This window comes from Pseudoalteromonas xiamenensis (assembly GCF_017638925.1).
In the GTDB taxonomy this organism is placed as follows: Bacteria; Pseudomonadota; Gammaproteobacteria; order Enterobacterales; family Alteromonadaceae; genus Pseudoalteromonas; species Pseudoalteromonas xiamenensis.
Genome location: NZ_CP072133.1, coordinates 3,367,380 through 3,386,676 on the forward strand (window position 1 = coordinate 3,367,380; position 19,297 = coordinate 3,386,676).

The following is a 19,297-nucleotide window of genomic DNA, read 5'->3' on the forward strand; positions in this document are numbered from 1 at the left end:
TTTTACTACTGTTCATTTCAGTGTAGTACGAAAATTGAGGACAGACTATGTTAGATTGTAACGTAATGTTATCGTTCGAACGTGGCAACCAGTGTATCCAATGCGCGAGCGGAATCGGCAAGTGCTTGGATTGATTTTTCAGTGGCAAGCTGATCACTCATGACATCGTCACTAATACCACTAATTTGTTCAATCGTTCTTCCAACATCCGCCACAACATTGCTTTGTTCTTCCGTTGCAGCTGCAATTAACGTAGTCATGTCGTTAATTTGATCTGCGGTATCACTGATAATTTTAATCAGTTCAACAGACGTTTGCATCGTAGAAACACTGTTATCGGCTTGACGTTTACCTTGCTCAATGCGCGCAACAATTGAATCGGAGGCCAAAGTCAATTCCGAAATCATCGACTGAATTTCATCTGTTGACTTCGAAGTACGACTCGCAAGTGCGCGAACTTCATCGGCAACCACCGCGAAACCTCGACCATGTTCACCAGCACGAGCAGACTCAATAGCAGCGTTCAACGCAAGCAGGTTGGTTTGCTCTGAAATTCCGCGGATAACATCAACAATATTTGCTATTGCCTGAGTTTTCGTCGCCAGCATGCCCACTTGTTCAGCCATTGCTTCAATGTCTGTTGCCAACACCAGCAAGGTTTTTTGGCTCGATAGAACATGTTCATGAGTTTGGTTTGACTTGAGTTTACTGTCTTCAGTAAGTTTGGCTGTGTTGTTTGCACTACCTGCTATTTCTTGAACAGTGGCACCCATTTCATTGATAGCCGCGGCGACAGAAATAGTCTGTGATTTCTGTTCATCCAATTGCTGTGAATTTCGTTTACTCTGCTTGAATACTTCTTCGCTAGCTTGGCGAATGTCACTGCTTTCACAAGCAACTTGAGCAATCGCTTGTTCAATCTTCGAGATAAATTGGTTAAACCCTGTTGCAAGCGCTTGCAGCTCCGGTTGAGGGGACTCTGGCACGCGATAATTCAGTTTAGCTTCACCGCTGCCTAAACGACTAAACGTATTTGCCATCGTGGACAGCGGGGCGCTTAAGGTTCTCGCAAGGAAAAAACTTAACAGCGAGGCTATCACAGCAATTACGATTGAAAAACTAACAATCTGCCATTGCAGTGTGGTGATCCCTGCGAAGACTTCTTTACTTGGTACTTGAGCTATAACGTAAAGTGCGGTGCCTTTAATTGGAACTCGATGCAACAATGGTTTGTTCGCCATTGAGTTTAATTTCTTCAACGGTAAAGGTTTGGCCATTCAGTAATCGTGAAGCAGAAGTACCGTAAAAGTCACTAAGGGTTGCTTTAGCCACTTTACTTGCATCACGATGCAATTGTACCTGCCCACGGCTATCAACAACGAAGACAAAGCCGGTTTTCTCAATTGTCATTTTTGACAACATTGCTTGCATGTCATCGATGCTTTTGGCAAGCCCCGCCAGTCCAATTCCATTGGTTTGTTGATGATTAACAAACATCTTCACGTCGCCAGGCGACTCTTGGTAGATACTGATGGAAAAAGGTTCTGAAGATTGGGTAAAACCGAAAAACCAACCGTCTTGGTTTTGGTTTAGCACACGTAAAAACCCTTTTTGGTTCCAATATTGTGCTGATTTTCTATTTGCCCAAGATGCTGTAACTAGGTCGTATTGCTTCGTTAAACGTGTCAACTCGGATATAAGCACCGATTCGTCCAACGTATTATTTCGCGCAGCCGCCAAAATAAGTTCATTGCTCGACAATTGCTCTGCAGCATTCTTCAGTTCATTAATTTGCTCGCCCAGTGCACGGTTGATATTTTCAACTTTACTTGGCAATTCAGACTGCATCATTCGTCGCGCAATCATATTTTCTGAGCGATATAGTGCAGTCGCTCCGATTAAGATTGAAACAGATAATGCAATGAGGCTCCCTAAAAGGGTAATTTTTTGTGTTATCGTAAAACGCGTGATTAGCATTGGCGTCTATATAGTTACTTCTGGAAATTTCATTCTAGCATAGTGTCGGATTGTTGCGCATCTCGTCAATCCCATTTGTCACCAAATTGTAAAAAAAGCCCACTGCATAAAGCAAGTGGGCTTGGTTTCTAACAAGCGAACCGAATGTTAAACAATGCTTTTCATTGCTGACATGTAGCCTCTAAGCGTTGTACCAATTACTTCTACAGGGTGGCTGCGAAGCGCTTGGTTTACGCGAATTAATTTTTGATTATCAACTTGATTGGTTGAATTTTCTAAGCCTTTACCAATGACGTCTGCTTTGACTGTTGCCATAAACGGCTTAAGTAAAGGCAAACACGCATGGTTGTATAAGTAACAGCCGTATTCCGCAGTATCTGAAATGGTGCGGTTCATTTCATACAGTTTTTTACGTGCAATCGTGTTTGCAATCAGTGGTGTTTCGTGCAGCGATTCATAGTATGCAGACTCTTCCACGATACCTGCTGCTGTCATGGTTTCAAAAGCCAATTCAACGCCCGCTTTAACCATTGCCACCATCAAGATACCTTTGTCGAAAAACTCCTGCTCAGTAATAGCCACTGCAGCGTTTTCTTGCTTCTCGAAGGCGGTTTCCGCAGTTTCTGCGCGCCAAGCAAGAAGTTTTGCATCACCTTCAGCCCAATCGGCCATCATACCTTCAGAAAAATCACCGCTGATGATGTCATCCATGTGTTTGTTATACAAAGGACGCATAATTCCCTTAAGTTCTTCACTTAAGTCAAAAGCTTTAATTTTGGAAGGGTTGTCTAGACGGTCTAACATGTGGGTAATCCCACCATGCTTCAGTGCTTCGGTGATCACTTCCCAGCCATATTGAATAAACTTTGACGCGTAACCTGCATCAATGCCTTCTTCAACCATTTTGTCAAAACAAAGAATAGAACCGGTTTGTAACATACCACATAGAATGGTTTGCTCGCCCATCAAGTCAGATTTAACTTCCGCGATAAAAGACGACTTAAGTACCCCTGCGCGATGGCCACCAGTGCCTGCGGCATACGCTTTAGCTTGTTCAAGTCCTTTACCTTCTGGGTCGTTTTCAGGGTGAACCGCAATAAGCGTAGGTACGCCAAAACCACGTTTGTATTCTTCACGTACTTCGGTACCTGGACACTTAGGCGCAACCATAATTACGGTAAGATCAGGACGCACTTGCATGCCTTCTTCAACAATGTTGAAGCCATGAGAATAGGCAAGCGTTGCACCTTGTTTCATCAGTGGCATGATAGCGCTCACCACCGAAGTATGTTGCTTGTCTGGTGTTAGATTAAGGACAAGATCCGCCGATGGAATGAGTTCTTCATACGTTCCAACAGTAAAGCCATTGTCAGAAGCATTAAGATAAGATTGACGCTTTTCATCAATCGCTGATTGACGTAGTGCATAGCTTACATCTAAACCTGAATCACGCAGGTTCAGGCCTTGGTTAAGGCCCTGAGCGCCACAACCCACAATCACAAGTTTTTTACCAAGCAACGCCTCTACGCCGTTATTAAATTCTTGTGGGTCCATAAATTCGCACTGCTGCAATTGCGCTAACTGTTCGCGCAAAGGTAGAGAATTAAAGTAGTTCGCCATGTTAGATCCTATTTCACAAAAGAAGAATTTGAACGACTCTGAGCATATAAGTCTTCTTTTCTTACGTAAAATGATATATTTAAAATATAATATTTCATTTTATGAAACATAACGATGGACCATAAGCATTTACAGAACTTCCTAGTGTTAGCTGAAACCCTTCACTTTGGCCGAGCGAGTGAGCGTTGTTTTGTCAGTGCGCCAACATTGAGTCGACAGATAAAACAGCTCGAAGAAGAAGTGGGCGGGGCGCTTTTTTATCGTGATAACCGAAGCGTGAAACTTACCGCTATGGGTAAAGCATTTGTTGGCTATGCAAAATCGACGCTGTCAAACTGGCAACACTTTAAGAATGAATGTTTAGACGAGTCAGCTCCTTTGACTGGTAAGCTTCATTTATTCTGCTCGGTAACGGCGACCTATAGTTTCGTTTATGAACTCGTGTCTAAATTTAGAGCTAAACACACTGAAGTCGAGTTACATTTAACAACAGGCGACCCGGCACAATCGATAACACGAGTTCAAGAGGACAAGACTGACATCGCGGTGGCGGTTAAGCCAGCCACATTAGCCGAAAATTTAAGTTTTCAAAGGCTAGGTCGCTCTCCACTTAGGCTAATAGCACCAAAGGTGAGTTGTCCTGTACAACAACGACTTGAGGAAGGTGCGCCGGTCAATGAATTAGCATTTATTGTTTCCGAACAAGGTGTGCTTAAAACTCGGTTCGAGGCATGGGCTAAAAAGCGCCAATTTGTTCCCACTGTTTACGCGTACGTTGCCGGTCATGAAGCGTTAGTGTCACTCGTCAGTCTGGGATTTGGACTGGCCGTTGTGCCAGAGGTTGTGTTGGAGCAGAAGCCCATTTAAAGAGAAAGTTAGCATTTTGCCGGTTAAGGATTTAGGACACATTGATATCGGCTTGGTTGCCCAGAAGCGTCGAGTGAACGAGTCCATTGTGTCGGCTTTTTGGTCCTGCAGCGAGGAAATATTTGGTTCATAAAGCCAGTATTCAGTCAACGAAAGTACACTGAGTTGAAAATAATTCAAATGAGTGTGCGTTATGACTAAAATTTTGTTTAATGAAAACAACACTGATGTGTTTAATCAATACAGCGCGTATCTAGCACGTTATGGGTTTGAAACATCTCAGCTTGTGGACCTGCAAGATTGGCAGCAATATTCCAACGCATCAATTGTAATCATCGACGGTGAAATTAAAGATCTCACTAAATGTTTGCCAGAAATACGTGGCCATTACCAAGGCGGGATCGTCGTTTCGACAAAAGAAAGTGACGATGCAACGCAAATAATAAGTTTAGAGCTGGGTGCCGATGATGTTGTCGCTCGCAGTGCTAAACCTCGTATGGTGGCTGCAAAATTGAACGCACTCTTACGACGCATCAAATCTTCTGAAACAACCTTTGATTCAGGCAATGAAACTATTCAGATCGGTGGTTTAGTTGTCAATAAAATAAGCCGCAAAATAGAGCTAAATGGACTGCGAGTAGAACTTCACCAGTCACGAATTTGAATTGCTTGTGATGCTTGCTCTAAACGCGGGTCGCGTCGTTGATAGAAACACACTGTTTGAACAGATCTTAGGTCGTCCATATGATGGACTTGGCCGCAGTATTGACGTGCGAGTGTCGAAGCTTCGCAAAAAATTAGGGGACAATGAAACCAGTCCTGAAATGATAAAAACGGTTTGGAAACAAGGCTATTGTCTGATCCCAGATGCCTTCTAGTTGTCGATATTATTCAACTGCAAAAGGAACAACGTTCAAGTAGTTCCTTTCCTCTTTCTGACTACCTCTCATTGTTGTGCAAAAGTCCCTTTCAATCCTTAAAAGAATAAATGGGAAGTAAAGTACGCTATGCTTTGCTCGCAAACATTTCGAATCGTATCTCGCGTAATTTTTACAATTTTTAACGATTTCGAATAAAGAGATAAAGCTTATGCATGAACATGCAGACAAGGATTTGGATTTGGATTTGGATTTGGATTTGGAGGAAATAGGCTGGCGACGGGCATTGCCAGCCTATAAAGGGAGAGTAGGCTCCCAATTTTAAAAACTAGTGAACTGGATAACGTGCTTTGCGATGAAAACCAAGTTCATTTAACGTTGTAAGAATCGCAGGATCATCCAATCTTTCTGGTGTATCAGCGTCTCTTAAAAAGTGGTCTTTCGGTACCGCATGCAAGTCGAGCATTTTGTGGAATAACACGTTGCGTATGTCTAGCGCTGTCATTCCATTATCCTGAAGAAGGTCTAGCTGCTTTTGAATATCCGTGAACGGACTTGCTTTTACATCATCTACAACTGCGGTCAATGATAAAGTTGATTTACTTTTAAACATTGCTGCCCCCTTACATGTGAATTCGACTGAATACGTAGGAATGAGTTCCGATAAGAAGAAAATTGATTTCTGTTTTAAAAATCGAGACTTACATGCCTTCAATAAGTTTAGTTTACTCTGTTTAGTCTGAGAATTGCCAATTTCGATGTAAAGGTTTGTAAATCAACTTGCAATCATTTTCTGTTTTAGAAACGCTGATTTTTTAAACGGTTAAATGTAACGTGTTGAGTGTGAAATGAAAATTGTTCTCAGTACCCATCGCGGGTCTGAGAACAATTGTTTACGTTAACTAAAAAGTTTTTGTTTAACGTGTTCGGCGAAACCACTACCTGCCTCTAGGTAGAAGTTGTAAGTCGAATCAACACCCAAATCTTCAAGTTCCTTTTGTTGATCTGGATAGTTTGCAATAGCGGTTACTTGTCCCCCAAACCCAGAGGCTTTGAGCTGTTCTAGGGCAAACAAGTTCTGGTTATGTTTAGGCATAGCCAACATGACCATTTCAACACTGGAGTGATTAATTCGTTGCCAAAAGTCAGGGTCGGTTGCATCGGCAACAATTACTCTACGCCCGCGCTCGGTATGTTTACTTACAACTTCTGCACTAATGTCTACGCCAGTTATCAGGCCAGGATGACTTTGTTCTATGGTTTCATACGCCCCTGTACCCACACGACCCATACCGAAAATCAGTACCTTTGCTTTTGGTAAACTGACGTTCATTTCTTCTTCTAATCGAGTGTCTGACTCAAACTTAAGTAACCAGTTTTCAATTTTGACGTATATATCGTTGGAACGTTTGTTAAGCGGAGAAGCAATGATAAAGGTGATGGACACGGCGATTGCAACGACGGCAAGCCACTCGCTTGTAATCAGATTTCCAGTTGCCGCAACGGCACACACAATGAGTCCGAACTCAGAGTAATTCGCAAGCGAAAATGAACTGAGTAGCGACGTACGTGCACGAAGATTAAAGATATTCATGAAGCCATAATAAATCGCGACTTTGATTGGTAATACAAGGACTAACAACACGGCTACCATCAGCGCTTCCCAACTCATGTGGGCGTTCAAGCCAATGTTTAAGAAAAACCCAACAAGTAAAATGTCTTTCACATTGAGTAAAGATTTTGAGAGTTCACCCGCTTTCTTATGTGGCGCGAAAATCATACCAATGATGAGCGCGCCTAAATCACCTTTGAGTCCGGCAAATTCGAATGCATGGTAGCCAAGTACAAGCGCAAAGAAAAAGCCGAAAAGCGGAAGCAATTCACCGTGCTTAGAGCGATTTAAGATCCAAAACATGACTGGGCGTACGAGCGGCAATCCAATCAAAAGCGCGAGTGCCCAAATATTAGGAGTTTTACCGGTGCTTACCGCAAGGAAAATCACCGCAAAAATATCCTGCATAACAAGAATGCCGATTGCGATTTTGCCATGGAAACTATTCATTTCACCGCGTTCTTCTAAAACCTTTACGGCAAAAACGGTGCTAGAAAAACTAAATGCGAATCCGATTAACGCAGCACTTTGCCAGCTCAACTCAGTAAACAAAGGCAAACTCAACGATGCGAGCATTAAGCTTAGGCTCGTGAACAGGAAGGTACTCACGATAATGTGCAATGTCGCAGGTGCCCAGACCTGTAATTTGGTCAAGGTACCAACTTTCAATTTGAGGCCGATACTGAATAACAGTAACGTGACACCAAGATCAGCGAGTTGTGACAGCAACGGGGTTGAGCTATACCCTAAGCCGTTTAATAAAAAACCTGCGATAAGAAACCCGATGAGAGGGGGTAATTTCAGCTGGTAAACCGAGAAGCCGCAGAGGAACGCGACAGCGAAGAACAAGAGTTCCATAAGCCTTCCAAAGTAAATATTCCTGTGGTCAGTGTATCAAAACTATTTGATATATAAATTATATTCTCGTCTTAATTGATGAGCATTTGTTCAGAATGTTTACTTTGATGTAACGAACAGCAAATTTTCGCTGACAAGCCAGAAAAAATGTGGTTAAGATGCAGTGAAAGGAACATTCTCGATAGGAGAGACGATGTTTAGAAAAGTACTCGCATCAGTTGGTATCGGTGCGGCGAAAGTAGATACGATATTAGAAACGGAACATTTACACCCAGGTCAAAAGTTTCAAGCGAAAATCCACATCATTGGTGGAAACGTAGCGCAAGATATTTCCGGTCTACAGTTAGCCCTGATGACAAAAGTGAAAGTAGAGGGCGATGATGGCAGTTATTTTATAAACCACGTCATTGACAAATGGCGCATTGCAGAACAATTTACGATTGCACCCGGTGAAACGAAAATTGTCCCATTCGAAGCTCGCTTACACTCAGAAACGTCTATTACTGAATTACCCACGGGTTTTAACCAAACGCATGTATGGTTAGAAACCGGACTTGATATTGATTTGGCAATGGACCCATCAGATAGAGACTACCTTCATATTTATCCAAATGATGCGGTCAAAACGTGTTTAATGGCAATGGAGAAGTTGGGTTTTGCCTTGGTAAAAGCCGACGTTGAAAAAGGTTTTCTTAACGCGAGTAATTTCCACTCTGTCTCAGGTTGTTATCAAGAGCTTGAGTTTAGGCCTCAAACGCGCTCAATGTTTGGGATCCAAGAAGTGGAATTGTCATTTATTCCCGAAACACATCAAACCCATGTTCTGATTGAACTGGATAGAGCATTTCGTGGCGACGGTTATGTTGATCTCACCATAGAACATGATCAGGTCAATTTGTCGCAGTTATGCGACCAGCTGGAACGGCTATTCGCCTAGTATCTTCAAGCCCAGCATCCGCTGGGCTTTTTCTTGGAGTAGACATGCAAACTATAATAACGAAATCCTTTTGTGAACTATCACTAGATGAACTTTATGAAGTGTTAAAGCTGCGTGTGGATGTTTTCGTCGTGGAACAAAACTGCCCGTATCCGGAGCTCGACTCGGTAGATAGAGAGACGGAAACTCAACACGTGATGATATGGGAAAACAGCAAGCTTAGTGCATATGCGCGCTGCTATCGCAAAAAAGACAATACCTTCGCTATTGGCCGAGTTGTCGTTGATGTCGAGGCTCGCGGAAGAGGGTTAGCTCAGAAGATCATGGATGAGGCGTTGTCTGTGTGCAAAAACCAAGAGGGCGTTACTTGCTGCTTTTTAAGTGCTCAGGTGTATTTAAAGGGGTTTTATGCATCCTATGGATTTATGGAAGTTGGCGAGGAATACTTAGAAGATGGAATTCCTCACCAAGATATGTCACTTACAGTGAGTTGAAAAACACCAGCGCAATGGCAATTGGACATACAAACTTTATGTACCATGGCCATATTTTCCAAAACACACTGTGTTCAACGTCGCCATAGCCCATTTGTATTTCAGTCAGGAGTTTATGGCGGCTCCACATCCAACCAACAAATATACAACACAGCATGCCAATTAACGGTTGACCGAATTGTGTGGTTAGCGAAATTACAAAACCAAATAACGTACTGAAGTTAAAAACGATGACAAAGCTGATAATGGAGATTAGGCCACCAATAATCCATGTGGCTTGCAGTCTATTCATACCGAAGTTTTCAACCGTATAGCTCACAGGCGCTTCTAGCATGGAAATCGATGACGTGAGGGCTGCAATGCTCATCAACGCAAAGAAGGCCAATGCCACGAGATAGCCGATATCGCCCATGCTATTGAAAAGTGCGGGTAACACTTGGAAAACAAGCGTGTCTTCTGAAAGCAACGCGCCAGTTTCCGAGAAAATTTGCACGCCTTGCTCTTGGGCAACATACATTGCAGGAATGATAAGCAGACCTGCAACAAAAGCAATTAACACATCAATTAAGGTGACGTAAGCACCAAGCGAAACGAGGTTTTCTTGTTTTGAAATATATGAACCATAAATGATCATCACCGACGTACCAAGCGACAGCGAGAAAAACGCTTGCCCTAACGCGCTTACGAGTAGATCTGGATTCAAAATTTGTGAAAAGTCTGGCACCAAATACGCTTTAAGGCCCGCCTCTGCACCATCTTGTGTAAGCACATAAGCGATGAGTGCGGCTAAAATACCAAGGAGTGCCGGCATCAAACGCTTAGACCATTTTTCAATACCGTTTTCAACACCTTTACTGATAATGGCGATAGTCATCATGATAAAGATTGCAGTGAAAATAAGGTCACGACCTAAAGATTGAGTATTTAGCCACGTTGCAGTCGCTGATAATTGTGAAATTTCGGCAATTGGGGAAAGTGTGGCAGACAACATCCAGCCTGCGACAATCGCGTAAAAACTTAAAATCAAGCCTGCACAAATGATACCGCCGAAGCCAACAACAAAAGCGGCTTTAGGTTGATTTGGTGCGATTTTTTTCAAAGATGATACTGCATTGGCTTGTCCATGACGACCAATCACTAGCTCTGCCATTAAAGCAGGATAGGCAAGACAGAATGCAAGGACGAGATACACCAAAACAAACGCAGCACCACCGTTACTCGCTGTTTGCGTTGGGAAGCCCCAAATATTGCCAAGACCAACAGCGGAGCCCGCTGCTGCCATAATAAAACCAAAGCGAGAGCTGAACTCTCCGCGTACACTACTCATATTATTATATTTCTCAAATTCCTAACTGCGCCCACAATCTACTGGAAAAAAACGCAAATAAAAAGGCTTATTTTGTTTGATCTAAAGCAACGCGAGAGGCAAAAAATCGCTGTAAAGCAAGCTTTAACGCTTATTTGACTTAATGTCTAATTTAACTATTTAAAATCATTATGTTAGTGTCCATTGTATGCCTGTACTGCGAATTTTACAGTTTTCGAACAGGCTTCAATGGAAATGAAAAAACAAACTTGGCTCCGAGTAATTCATCGCTTTGTCCTACCGACACATCGCCATGATGCCAATCCGCAACCTTGGCAACGATTGCAAGTCCAAGTCCATAGCTTTGTCCCTCGCGATTTCGATGAGTTTGTTCCCGATAAAACGGCTTAAACACTTGCGCCCAATTTTCTTTCGCAATCCCTTGACCGTCATCTTCAACGGTAATAAAAATTTGGTTATCTTTGATAAACGCGCTCAGCAAAATATGTTCTTTGGCAAAATCACAGGCGTTGCTGATTAAGTTACCTATCGCACGAGCAAGCCAATGCAAATCAGCGACAATGGGAAAGTTTACTGGGCAGCTTACTTTGATTTGTACATGTCGTTCTTTTGCTTTTGGCATGAGTTGGTCGGCCAATGAAGTAAGATAAGGGCGAAGCGCCGTTTCTTCGAAATTTAACGCTTGTGCCTTTTGCTCAAGCGTTGCGAATGAAAGGTAACTTTTTAGCATCGCTTCCATTTGATCTAAATCGTTCTCCATTCGTGTTAGATACGATTGTGCCTCATCTAAACTTTCTGCGTCTTGCGCCGCATCGACACCAAAACGTAAACATGCAACGGGCGTGCGGATGTCATGGGAGAGACTAGACGCCATCAACTTGTTTTCGGCCAGCAGTTTTTCGATTTGGTTTGCCATGCGATTAAAGGTAAGTTCAACATCCTTAATGTACGTAAAATGGTTTACTTCGATACGTGCAGAGAGATCACCGGATGCAAATCGTTTTGCAACGTTGGTCAAGGCCGTGAGTCGCTTAGCAAGTGGTGAGAGGATAAACCACATAAACAGGCAGACACCCGCGTAGAAAAGGAGAGTGAGTGCCATGTCGTCGCGTTCACTGGTGTCTTCTACTTTATCCAAACGAAATTCAAGATAATCAGGTAATAAATCTGGTGTACTTTTCAATAGGTAGAAACCAGCTTGATCTTCAAGGATTAACCCTTCAGGGTCGAGCATTGCCGTTTTGAGTTCTTTAGGTAGCGCGAGAGTAGCACCTTCCTTTAAGCGTATGTCGATATCGAATTCATTTGCTAAGGCGGCTGCTGTTTTCGCGCGAAGAGCACTTGGAAGGGTGGAAACATGCGTGGCGACACCTGCCGCAATTTTACTTTCCCAAGCGAAACGGTCTTCAACTTCTAATGTTGTCTGGCTAAAACTGTCGATAAGCCAGCCCAAAATCACGAGGGACAATATCGCGCTGGCGAGCAAATAAAGATAGAGCTTACGCAATCAACTGCTCCACACCGTTACCATGCACTCGGAACAAACAAATAGCCTTTACCCCAAATGGTTTTAATTTTTTCAGGGTTTTGAGGGTCGTCATTAAACTTTTTGCGCAGTGCAGAAATAAGGACATCAACGCTTCGGTCCAGACCATCGTATTCTCGACCTTTAGTGGCTTTGAACACCGCATCTCGAGAGAGTACTTCACCTGCATTAGAGGCTAAAAACGAAAGGAGTAAGTATTCTGATGTGGAAATATTGATTTCCTCACCTTTTAACAGCACTTTACGAGCCTCGGTATCAATAGTAAGTCCGCCAACGGCAATGGTTTTATTGTTGCTTTTAAGCGGTTCATGTTCAGCCGCTGGACGCATAGACGATTTAATTCGGGCGAGCAAAGCACGAGGTCTTACGGGTTTGATAATGTAATCGCTGGCACCCACTTCGAGGCCGATGACTTCGTCCATTTCTTCGTCTTTAGCAGTCATCATTAAAATTGGTTTGTGATAAAACTGACGCAGTGAACGACACACACTAATACCATCTTGACCTGGCAACATGACATCAAGCAGCACAATATCTGGATTTAGTTTCTTCACTTCTTCGACTGCAAGGTCACCTCTTGGACAACAAAAGGTCTGATAGCCTTGATTGGTGAGATACTCCGCAACCCACTGAGCGAGTGAAGCGTCGTCTTCTACAAGTAAAATCGTGCCGTAGTTTTCCATTAAAAAAGTCTCCATCGACGTTTCTTTTGCCGGTTCGTATAAACCCACTGTACCTGAATTTCTGCAGTTGCGACAGTGTGACCAGACTGCTGATTGATGAGTTCATAGGATTGCGTTTCGGTTTCATTAAATTCAAACCAAATCAGCGTTTTTAATTGATTCTCCCAACACCCAATGAGCTGTTCCGTTTCCGTGTTACGAATACAGTATGAACTTGCTTCTGGAGATTGCCATTGGAACGTCACTTCAGTGTAGCAAGGCCGTCCTTCGCGAAGCGCAACACAGATGTTTGGTTGTACTTCGAAAAGCGGATCGGAAACAGACAACGAAGTATTGTCCGCTTTTGCTTGCGGAAGAATAAACAGGGACAAGACCCAGATTTTTGTCGGGATCCACTTAAAAGACATAACGGATGCCTACCTTGGCTTTATGCTGATAAGGTTGCTCTACAAGCGGACTGTCCCCAATTCCACTTGAAAACCAAGTTGTAAGCCAGCCGCCTAAAAAGACCCAATGTCGACTGAGCGGATACTCTGCATGAAACTCAAATTGCATCGCAAAGGCATTTGATGCTTCAAAGACGGGACGAAATGCTCGGGCTTCTTCTGGCGTGACACCAAAATAGTAATTTGTATACGTTTTAGGGTAGTAACTCAGACCTACGCCACTGCGAAACTCCCAGTTTTTCCATGGTCTAATGTGACTTATAAATGTTGAAACAATTAAACTTTGATGCGCACCCGCAATGTCGTGCAATATTTCAAGGTTAAGTTGAGTGTCTCCATTCGTCCGAGTAAGGCGAAGACCTGCGTCGTAATCGGCTTGGCGTGGAGTGATACCCTCTAATTCTTTAATTAGTGGTCCAGAATAAATTGCACCACCGTATTCATCAAAACCGGACTGTAATTGCACGGCAATAATGTCCAAAGTCCAAGGCTCTGAGTCAAATAGCTTGTAGCCCAATACCGCACCGCCGGTCAGTTGGCTTTGATCAAAATCGAGATAGAAATCGTTGTATGAAAGGGCTAGGTTGACGTTAAATTCGAGACCATTGTTGTCGTTTTTTAAACCAACAAGAAAGGGTGCTTCGTGGTAGTACTCTGCGCCAAACGTCCAGTCCCACAAAAAGCCATCGCTAGAGTCTAAATTATTGTCGGCGTACAAGCGATTGGAAGCTTGGCTTGTAAAAGCCATGAGTAGCAATAAAAGACTAAATAAACGGAGCAAAATGAATAGGCCTATAGGTCGAGCGATTTAACTTGTCCATTGTAAACAATGTCTTGTTTTTGGGTTGTAAAAAAATGTAAGAGGTCGTGTCACTCGGAAAGTGAATAAAGATTTAAGTGGGCGTTTACGCGAGAGAGGTAATTTTAAAGAGGAGAATGGTCTTCTCCTCTTCGATGAAATGAAATTACTTAACGTTGATTTTATCAATAAGTAATTTCGAGAGCTGCTTTTGCATATCCGCAGTTAGCGCACTCACTTCGGTTTCATTACACGCGCCACTTTGTTTTTGAAGTGGTGAAATGACGTCTTTAACGACATACTTTGGCACTTTTACTTGGGTTGAGCTTCGTGATTTTCGGGCTTCTTCTGTATTTTGTGACTCAACGAATTCCATCACTTGTTGCTCGTTTGATACTTGTTGTTCTTTACTAATTTGGAAGCGCAAGGGCTGGGCTTGGTAACTTGCTGAGTCAATGGATGCCTTTGCAAACCACACGACATCCGAGGATTTTTGGTGTGTTAAGCGCATGCTGACAGACGCTAGAATAGATTTACATTCCATCTGCTGTGGTATGGAACTTAATACTTCAAGGCGTTCTGCGTTACCCGAAACTTGCAACTGATATAGGCGGTCTTTTGCAAATTCCAAATCAAGTTGGTGAATTGTGAGCACGTAATGCCCTTGGTTGCCATCAACGATTTTCAACCCTTTGGCTGTTAAGTTTGACACGATAAAGTCCTTTAATGTGTCCGTTAAGCTGACTTTACTTGCACTTAAGCTCACGGTATCGCCACGTGCAATAGGATGAGCTGGCAGTTGTACGGATTTTACGCGCGCACTTTCAACAGGGGTGTTGTAAGCGACTTCGTATACACGCTTAGCCAAAGGCGGCTTTTTTGGAATAGCCATTAATGGAGCCGGCTTTTGAGTCAATTGACAGCCAGAAAGCAAAAGCATCGCTAAAATTAAACTAAACCGAAAGGTCATGCACGTCCGCCTATGAGTTTGAAAAAATGACATTGTACGTGAGAAGTCTGCAAAGTTCATGTTACTATTGTGTCGAATTTTTTACTGTATCCGAACATGAAGTATCTGATTTTTATAACTTTACTATTCTCGACTCCACTTTTCGCAACAACAAAAATAGCGCCTGCGACAAGTTGGAAACAATTTCTGAGCGACTATTCTAAGCAGGTCGAGAGCAAACTTAAAGCAAAATCGGTACCTGGTGCTGCTTTGACAATTGTAAGTGTTAGCAATCAAAATTTAGTGAAAGGGATTGGCGTTACACAAATTAAAAACGGTTCGAAGGTCGATATTCACACTCGTTTTCGTCTTGCATCCGTCTCTAAAACCTTTGCCGGCTCGCTTTCAGCAAAACTTGCGGCGGAAGGAAAATTGAAACTGGATGCTTTAGTATCCGACTATTTGCCGTACTTTCATGGTTCCAATTATCAAACCTTGCGTGTTTACCATTTGCTTAGCCATTCTAGTGGGTTAGTACCTAATGCTTATGACAATTTAATTGAGTCTAGAATGCCTTATGAAGACATTAAGGCACGATTGTTAAATGTCGAGGCTATTTGTGAGCCGGGCAAATGTTATGGCTATCAAAATGTGATGTTTAGCCTTGTTGGTGATGTGATTGCTGCAGCAACGGGCATCAGCTATGAAACATGGATCCGAGATTTCATTTTTGCCCCCTTATCCATGAAAGACGGGGGGATTGGTTACGACAATATGGTGCGAGATGGCAATTACGCGCTCCCTCACGTTAAGGGTCGCAAGCGATGGTATACGGCAAAACTCAAATCTAACTACTATAAAGTGTTACCTGCAGCTGGGGTCAATGCAAGTGCAGCCGATATGGAAAAGTGGCTTGAAGCGCAGTTAGGGTTACAACCGGCGGTGTTGCCACTTGATGGCCTAGTTAATCAACGTCGTCCGTATACGTTGACTAAACGGGAATTGCGACGTCGTACATGGCGAAATTTTGTGAATGACGCACATTATGGTTTAGGGTGGCGGATTTATGATTTTGACCAAGAAACTATTTATTATCACAGTGGATGGGTTCAAGGATACCGAACGGATGTGGTGATTATGCCTCGCCTACAGATTGGGTTTAGCTTATTGCTGAACGCCGAAGCTGCTGTGTTGAACGAGTTAACGACAGATTTTGTTGAGCAGGTGCTTAAACGAGAACAAGAGTTGAACCGGAATTCGGCTCAACTCGTAGCAGAAGAAGATTAGCGTGGTAGCTGAATTTTCTTATCTGGTGTTTGGCGGAATAGCACTACAATGTGGCCGATAGTCTGAATTTTCACTGCTTTTGATTCACGTACAATCGCTTCGATCACGAGTTTTTTCATCTCGCGGTCTTCGCTTGGTACTTTAACTTTTACCAGTTCGTGAATGTCTAAAGCGCTGTCAATTTCAGCTAATACACCTTCAGTGAGTCCATTCGCACCGAGCAATACCACAGGTTTAAGATCGTGTGCTAACCCTTTAAGGAACTGCTTTTGTTTATTTGATAATGTCATATTGGTACAATTTACTTTATAAATAGGCTTGAATAATCGTTATTCTACCGCCATCTAAACAATATTACTAATGAGTTAAACGTAAATATGGCTAATAAAAAGCACTCTGCAAGCTCGAAACGTTGGTTAAAAGAGCATTTTGATGATCCTTACGTACACGAAGCGCAGCGTAGAGGCTACCGTTCGAGAGCGGTTTTTAAGCTTGAAGAAATTCAAATCAAAGACAAACTAATTAAATCAGGCATGAATGTGGTTGACCTTGGTGCAGCACCGGGAAGTTGGTCACAGTACTTGGCTGAGCAAATTGGTGAACGTGGTGAAGTCATCGCATGTGATATTTTGCCAATGGATCCACTTGCCGGTGTTGCATTTTTACAAGGTGACTTCCGTGAAGAGGCAGTGCTTAATGCGCTTTTAAAACGCATTGATGGCAAAAACATTGATGTGGTGTTTTCAGATATGGCGCCGAATATGAGCGGAAACATGTCTATAGACCAAGCGGGTAGTATGTATTTGGTCGAACTGGCGCTCGACATGTGTCACCAAGTTTTGAAAAAAGATGGTGCATTTGCGGTTAAAGTTTTCCAAGGTGAAGGTTTTGACCAATTTGTACAAAGTGTGCGCGATTGTTTTAAAACAGTAAAAATCCGCAAGCCAAAAGCGTCAAGACCACGTTCACGTGAGGTGTATATAGTGGCGACGGGCTATAAACTGTAGTACAGTGAACAAGAGTTTCAAGCAGATTTCATTATAATTGGATTAAAGAGGTTAACTCCTTGAGCGATATGGCGAAAAATCTCATACTCTGGCTGGTGATAGCGGTCGTGCTAATGTCAGTGTTTCAGAGTTTTAACGGTGGCGATCAAATCGATCGTCAAACTAGTTACACTCAATTTGTCAAAGAAGCACGCAGCGGAGCAATCCGCGAAGTGGTGATTGACCGTGGTACGTTAAGTGTTACCGGTGTGAAGAGCAACGGCGAACGTTTCCAAACAACAATGCCAATGTATGATCCAGATCTGCTTAATGATCTGTTACGCAATGACGTCAACGTCAAAGGTGTTCAACCTGAAGAACAATCGCTACTCGCGAATATCTTCATTTCATGGTTCCCGATGTTACTGCTTATTGGTGTATGGATTTTCTTCATGCGTCAAATGCAAGGCGGTGGCGGTAAAGGCGCGATGTCTTTTGGTAAAAGCAAAGCGCGTTTAATGAGTGAAGACCAAGTCAAAACCACATTTGCGGATGTCGCTGGTTGTGATGAAGCGAAAGAAGACGTAACAGAGTTAGTGGATTTCCTTCGCGATCCATCAAAGTTCCAAAAGCTTGGTGGTAAAATTCCGAAAGGTGTTTTGATGGTGGGTCCTCCAGGTACTGGTAAAACGCTACTTGCGAAAGCGGTTGCGGGTGAAGCAAAAGTACCTTTCTTCACGATTTCAGGTTCTGATTTCGTTGAAATGTTCGTCGGTGTTGGTGCATCACGTGTTCGCGACATGTTCGAGCAAGCCAAGAAAGCAGCCCCATGTATCATCTTTATTGATGAAATTGATGCGGTAGGCCGTAAACGTGGTGCGGGTATGGGCGGTGGTCACGATGAACGTGAACAAACACTCAACCAGATGCTTGTGGAAATGGATGGTTTCGAAGGTAATGAAGGCATTATCGTTATTGCTGCGACAAACCGCCCAGATGTACTTGACCCTGCTTTATTACGTCCAGGTCGTTTTGACCGTCAGGTCGTTGTTGGTTTACCGGATGTTCGTGGCCGTGAGCAAATTCTGAAAGTGCATATGCGCAAAGTGCCGTTGAATGAAAATGTTGATGCTGCAACGATTGCACGCGGTACACCTGGTTTCTCAGGTGCAGACCTTGCAAACCTAGTTAACGAAGCGGCATTGTTTGCTGCCCGTGGCAACAAACGTCTCGTCAGCATGGCAGAGTTTGATGCGGCGAAAGACAAAATCATGATGGGTGCTGAGCGTCGTTCAATGGTCATGAGCGAGCAAGAGAAAGAAATGACAGCGTACCACGAAGCTGGTCACGCTATTGTTGGTCGCTTGGTTCCTGAGCACGATCCTGTTTATAAAGTGTCAATTATTCCTCGTGGTCGTGCACTTGGTGTAACGATGTATTTGCCAGAACAGGACCGCGTTAGTCACTCTAAACAACACCTAGAGTCAATGATTTCAAGTCTTTATGGTGGCCGTTTAGCTGAAGCGATTATTTACGGTGAAGACAAAGTGACAACGGGTGCGAGCAATGACATCGAACGTGCAACAGAAATTGCCCGTAAGATGGTCACTCAGTGGGGTTTAAGCACAAAGTTAGGTCCACAGCTTTACATCGAAGAAAGTGGTGAAATGTACATGGGCGGTGGTTCTTCAAGAGCTACGGCGATGTCAGACGAAACGGCTAAACTTATTGATGAAGAAATCAAATCAGTTATTGACCGTAACTATTCACGCGCTGAGCAGATCCTAAAAGACAACATGGATATCCTGCACGCAATGAAAGACGCATTGATGAAATATGAAACGATCGATGCGGCTCAAATTGATGACTTAATGGCGCGAGTTGAAGTTCGCGAGCCTCGTGACGCTCACGATAAGCGCACGACAAGCAAACCTTCGTCAAGCAACGAAAATGCAAAGCCTGTTTCAGAAAATACTGAAACCAAGCTTGATGATAACCTGTAACAAGCGTTAGAATAAGCAATCTTCAAAA

General features: G+C 43.2%; 18 protein-coding genes and 1 pseudogene. 8 read left to right on the forward strand and 11 right to left on the reverse strand.

Annotated features, from left to right (window positions below):
• Positions 1–68 precede the first annotated feature (68 nt).
• Positions 69–1,977, reverse strand: a pseudogene (locus J5O05_RS16330) (methyl-accepting chemotaxis protein).
• A gap of 147 nt (positions 1,978–2,124) precedes the next feature.
• Positions 2,125–3,597, reverse strand: coding sequence for a ketol-acid reductoisomerase (gene ilvC / locus J5O05_RS16335; protein WP_208842975.1), 1,473 nt, complete (start codon positions 3,595–3,597; stop codon positions 2,125–2,127).
• Positions 3,598–3,711: 114 nt separating this feature from the next.
• Between ilvC and ilvY the strand changes: the two genes are divergently transcribed.
• From ilvY to J5O05_RS16350, 3 genes are all read left to right on the forward strand, one after another.
• Positions 3,712–4,464 (forward strand): HTH-type transcriptional activator IlvY, encoded by a 753-nt coding sequence (gene ilvY / locus J5O05_RS16340; RefSeq protein ID WP_341874697.1) that lies wholly within the window; start codon positions 3,712–3,714, stop codon positions 4,462–4,464.
• Positions 4,465–4,657: 193 nt separating this feature from the next.
• Positions 4,658–5,128 (forward strand): response regulator, encoded by a 471-nt coding sequence (locus J5O05_RS16345; RefSeq protein ID WP_208842976.1) that lies wholly within the window; start codon positions 4,658–4,660, stop codon positions 5,126–5,128.
• 10 nt (positions 5,129–5,138) lie between these two features.
• Positions 5,139–5,342 carry a winged helix-turn-helix domain-containing protein gene (locus J5O05_RS16350; protein ID WP_244370016.1) on the forward strand — a complete coding sequence of 68 codons (204 nt, stop codon included), beginning with the start codon at positions 5,139–5,141 and terminating at the stop codon, positions 5,340–5,342.
• Positions 5,343–5,670: 328 nt separating this feature from the next.
• Here the strand turns inward: J5O05_RS16350 and J5O05_RS16355 are convergent, their stop codons facing one another.
• Positions 5,671–5,955 (reverse strand): hypothetical protein, encoded by a 285-nt coding sequence (locus tag J5O05_RS16355; RefSeq protein ID WP_208842978.1) that lies wholly within the window; start codon positions 5,953–5,955, stop codon positions 5,671–5,673.
• Positions 5,956–6,240: 285 nt separating this feature from the next.
• Positions 6,241–7,812: a cation:proton antiporter family protein gene (locus J5O05_RS16360; RefSeq protein ID WP_208842979.1), complete on the reverse strand. Its 1,572-nt coding sequence runs from the start codon at positions 7,810–7,812 to the stop codon at positions 6,241–6,243.
• A 193-nt stretch (positions 7,813–8,005) separates the two neighbouring features.
• Between J5O05_RS16360 and J5O05_RS16365 the strand changes: the two genes are divergently transcribed.
• Together J5O05_RS16365 and J5O05_RS16370 are read left to right on the forward strand one after the other, a co-directional pair.
• Positions 8,006–8,749, forward strand: coding sequence for a sporulation protein (locus J5O05_RS16365; RefSeq protein WP_208842980.1), 744 nt, complete (start codon positions 8,006–8,008; stop codon positions 8,747–8,749).
• A gap of 44 nt (positions 8,750–8,793) precedes the next feature.
• Positions 8,794–9,243 carry a GNAT family N-acetyltransferase gene (locus tag J5O05_RS16370; RefSeq protein ID WP_208842981.1) on the forward strand — a complete coding sequence of 150 codons (450 nt, stop codon included), beginning with the start codon at positions 8,794–8,796 and terminating at the stop codon, positions 9,241–9,243.
• Here J5O05_RS16370 and J5O05_RS16375 read toward each other — a convergent pair.
• The 6 genes from J5O05_RS16375 to J5O05_RS16400 form a co-directional block, all read right to left on the reverse strand.
• Entirely contained in the window at positions 9,230–10,570 is a 1,341-nt protein-coding gene (locus J5O05_RS16375) for a sodium-dependent transporter (protein WP_208842982.1), read from the reverse strand. The two genes, J5O05_RS16370 and J5O05_RS16375, sit on opposite strands and share 14 nt — an antisense overlap.
• A gap of 205 nt (positions 10,571–10,775) precedes the next feature.
• A complete protein-coding gene (locus J5O05_RS16380) occupies positions 10,776–12,077 on the reverse strand; it encodes an ATP-binding protein (RefSeq protein ID WP_208842983.1) in 1,302 nt (433 codons plus the stop codon).
• Between the two features lie 17 nt (positions 12,078–12,094).
• Positions 12,095–12,799, reverse strand: coding sequence for a response regulator (locus J5O05_RS16385; RefSeq protein WP_208844555.1), 705 nt, complete (start codon positions 12,797–12,799; stop codon positions 12,095–12,097).
• Positions 12,799–13,206, reverse strand: a complete 408-nt coding sequence (locus tag J5O05_RS16390) for a DUF3019 domain-containing protein (protein ID WP_208842984.1) — start codon at positions 13,204–13,206, stop codon at positions 12,799–12,801. The genes J5O05_RS16385 and J5O05_RS16390 overlap by 1 nt, the downstream gene beginning before the upstream one ends.
• The gene (locus J5O05_RS16395) at positions 13,196–13,993 is read right to left on the reverse strand and encodes a MipA/OmpV family protein (protein WP_208842985.1); all 798 of its coding nucleotides are present in this window, start codon (positions 13,991–13,993) and stop codon (positions 13,196–13,198) included. Before J5O05_RS16395 ends, J5O05_RS16390 begins: the two co-directional genes overlap by 11 nt.
• A gap of 217 nt (positions 13,994–14,210) precedes the next feature.
• On the reverse strand, positions 14,211–15,014 hold the full coding sequence (locus tag J5O05_RS16400) for a hypothetical protein (protein ID WP_208842986.1): 804 nt from the start codon (positions 15,012–15,014) through the stop codon (positions 14,211–14,213).
• A 96-nt stretch (positions 15,015–15,110) separates the two neighbouring features.
• Here J5O05_RS16400 and J5O05_RS16405 point away from each other — a divergent pair, with 96 nt between their 5' ends.
• Complete coding sequence (locus tag J5O05_RS16405) at positions 15,111–16,280, forward strand: serine hydrolase domain-containing protein (protein ID WP_208842987.1); 1,170 nt, start codon at positions 15,111–15,113, stop codon at positions 16,278–16,280.
• On the opposite strand, the gene yhbY is transcribed toward J5O05_RS16405, so the two are convergent.
• The gene (gene yhbY / locus J5O05_RS16410; protein ID WP_208842988.1) at positions 16,277–16,570 is read right to left on the reverse strand and encodes a ribosome assembly RNA-binding protein YhbY; all 294 of its coding nucleotides are present in this window, start codon (positions 16,568–16,570) and stop codon (positions 16,277–16,279) included. The two genes, J5O05_RS16405 and yhbY, sit on opposite strands and share 4 nt — an antisense overlap.
• Before the next feature lie 87 nt (positions 16,571–16,657).
• On the opposite strand from yhbY, the gene rlmE reads away from it, so the two are divergent.
• Positions 16,658–17,287: a 23S rRNA (uridine(2552)-2'-O)-methyltransferase RlmE gene (rlmE, locus tag J5O05_RS16415; RefSeq protein ID WP_208842989.1), complete on the forward strand. Its 630-nt coding sequence runs from the start codon at positions 16,658–16,660 to the stop codon at positions 17,285–17,287.
• Between the two features lie 68 nt (positions 17,288–17,355).
• Positions 17,356–19,269 (forward strand): ATP-dependent zinc metalloprotease FtsH, encoded by a 1,914-nt coding sequence (gene ftsH, locus J5O05_RS16420; RefSeq protein ID WP_208842990.1) that lies wholly within the window; start codon positions 17,356–17,358, stop codon positions 19,267–19,269.
• Positions 19,270–19,297: the final 28 nt, after the last annotated feature.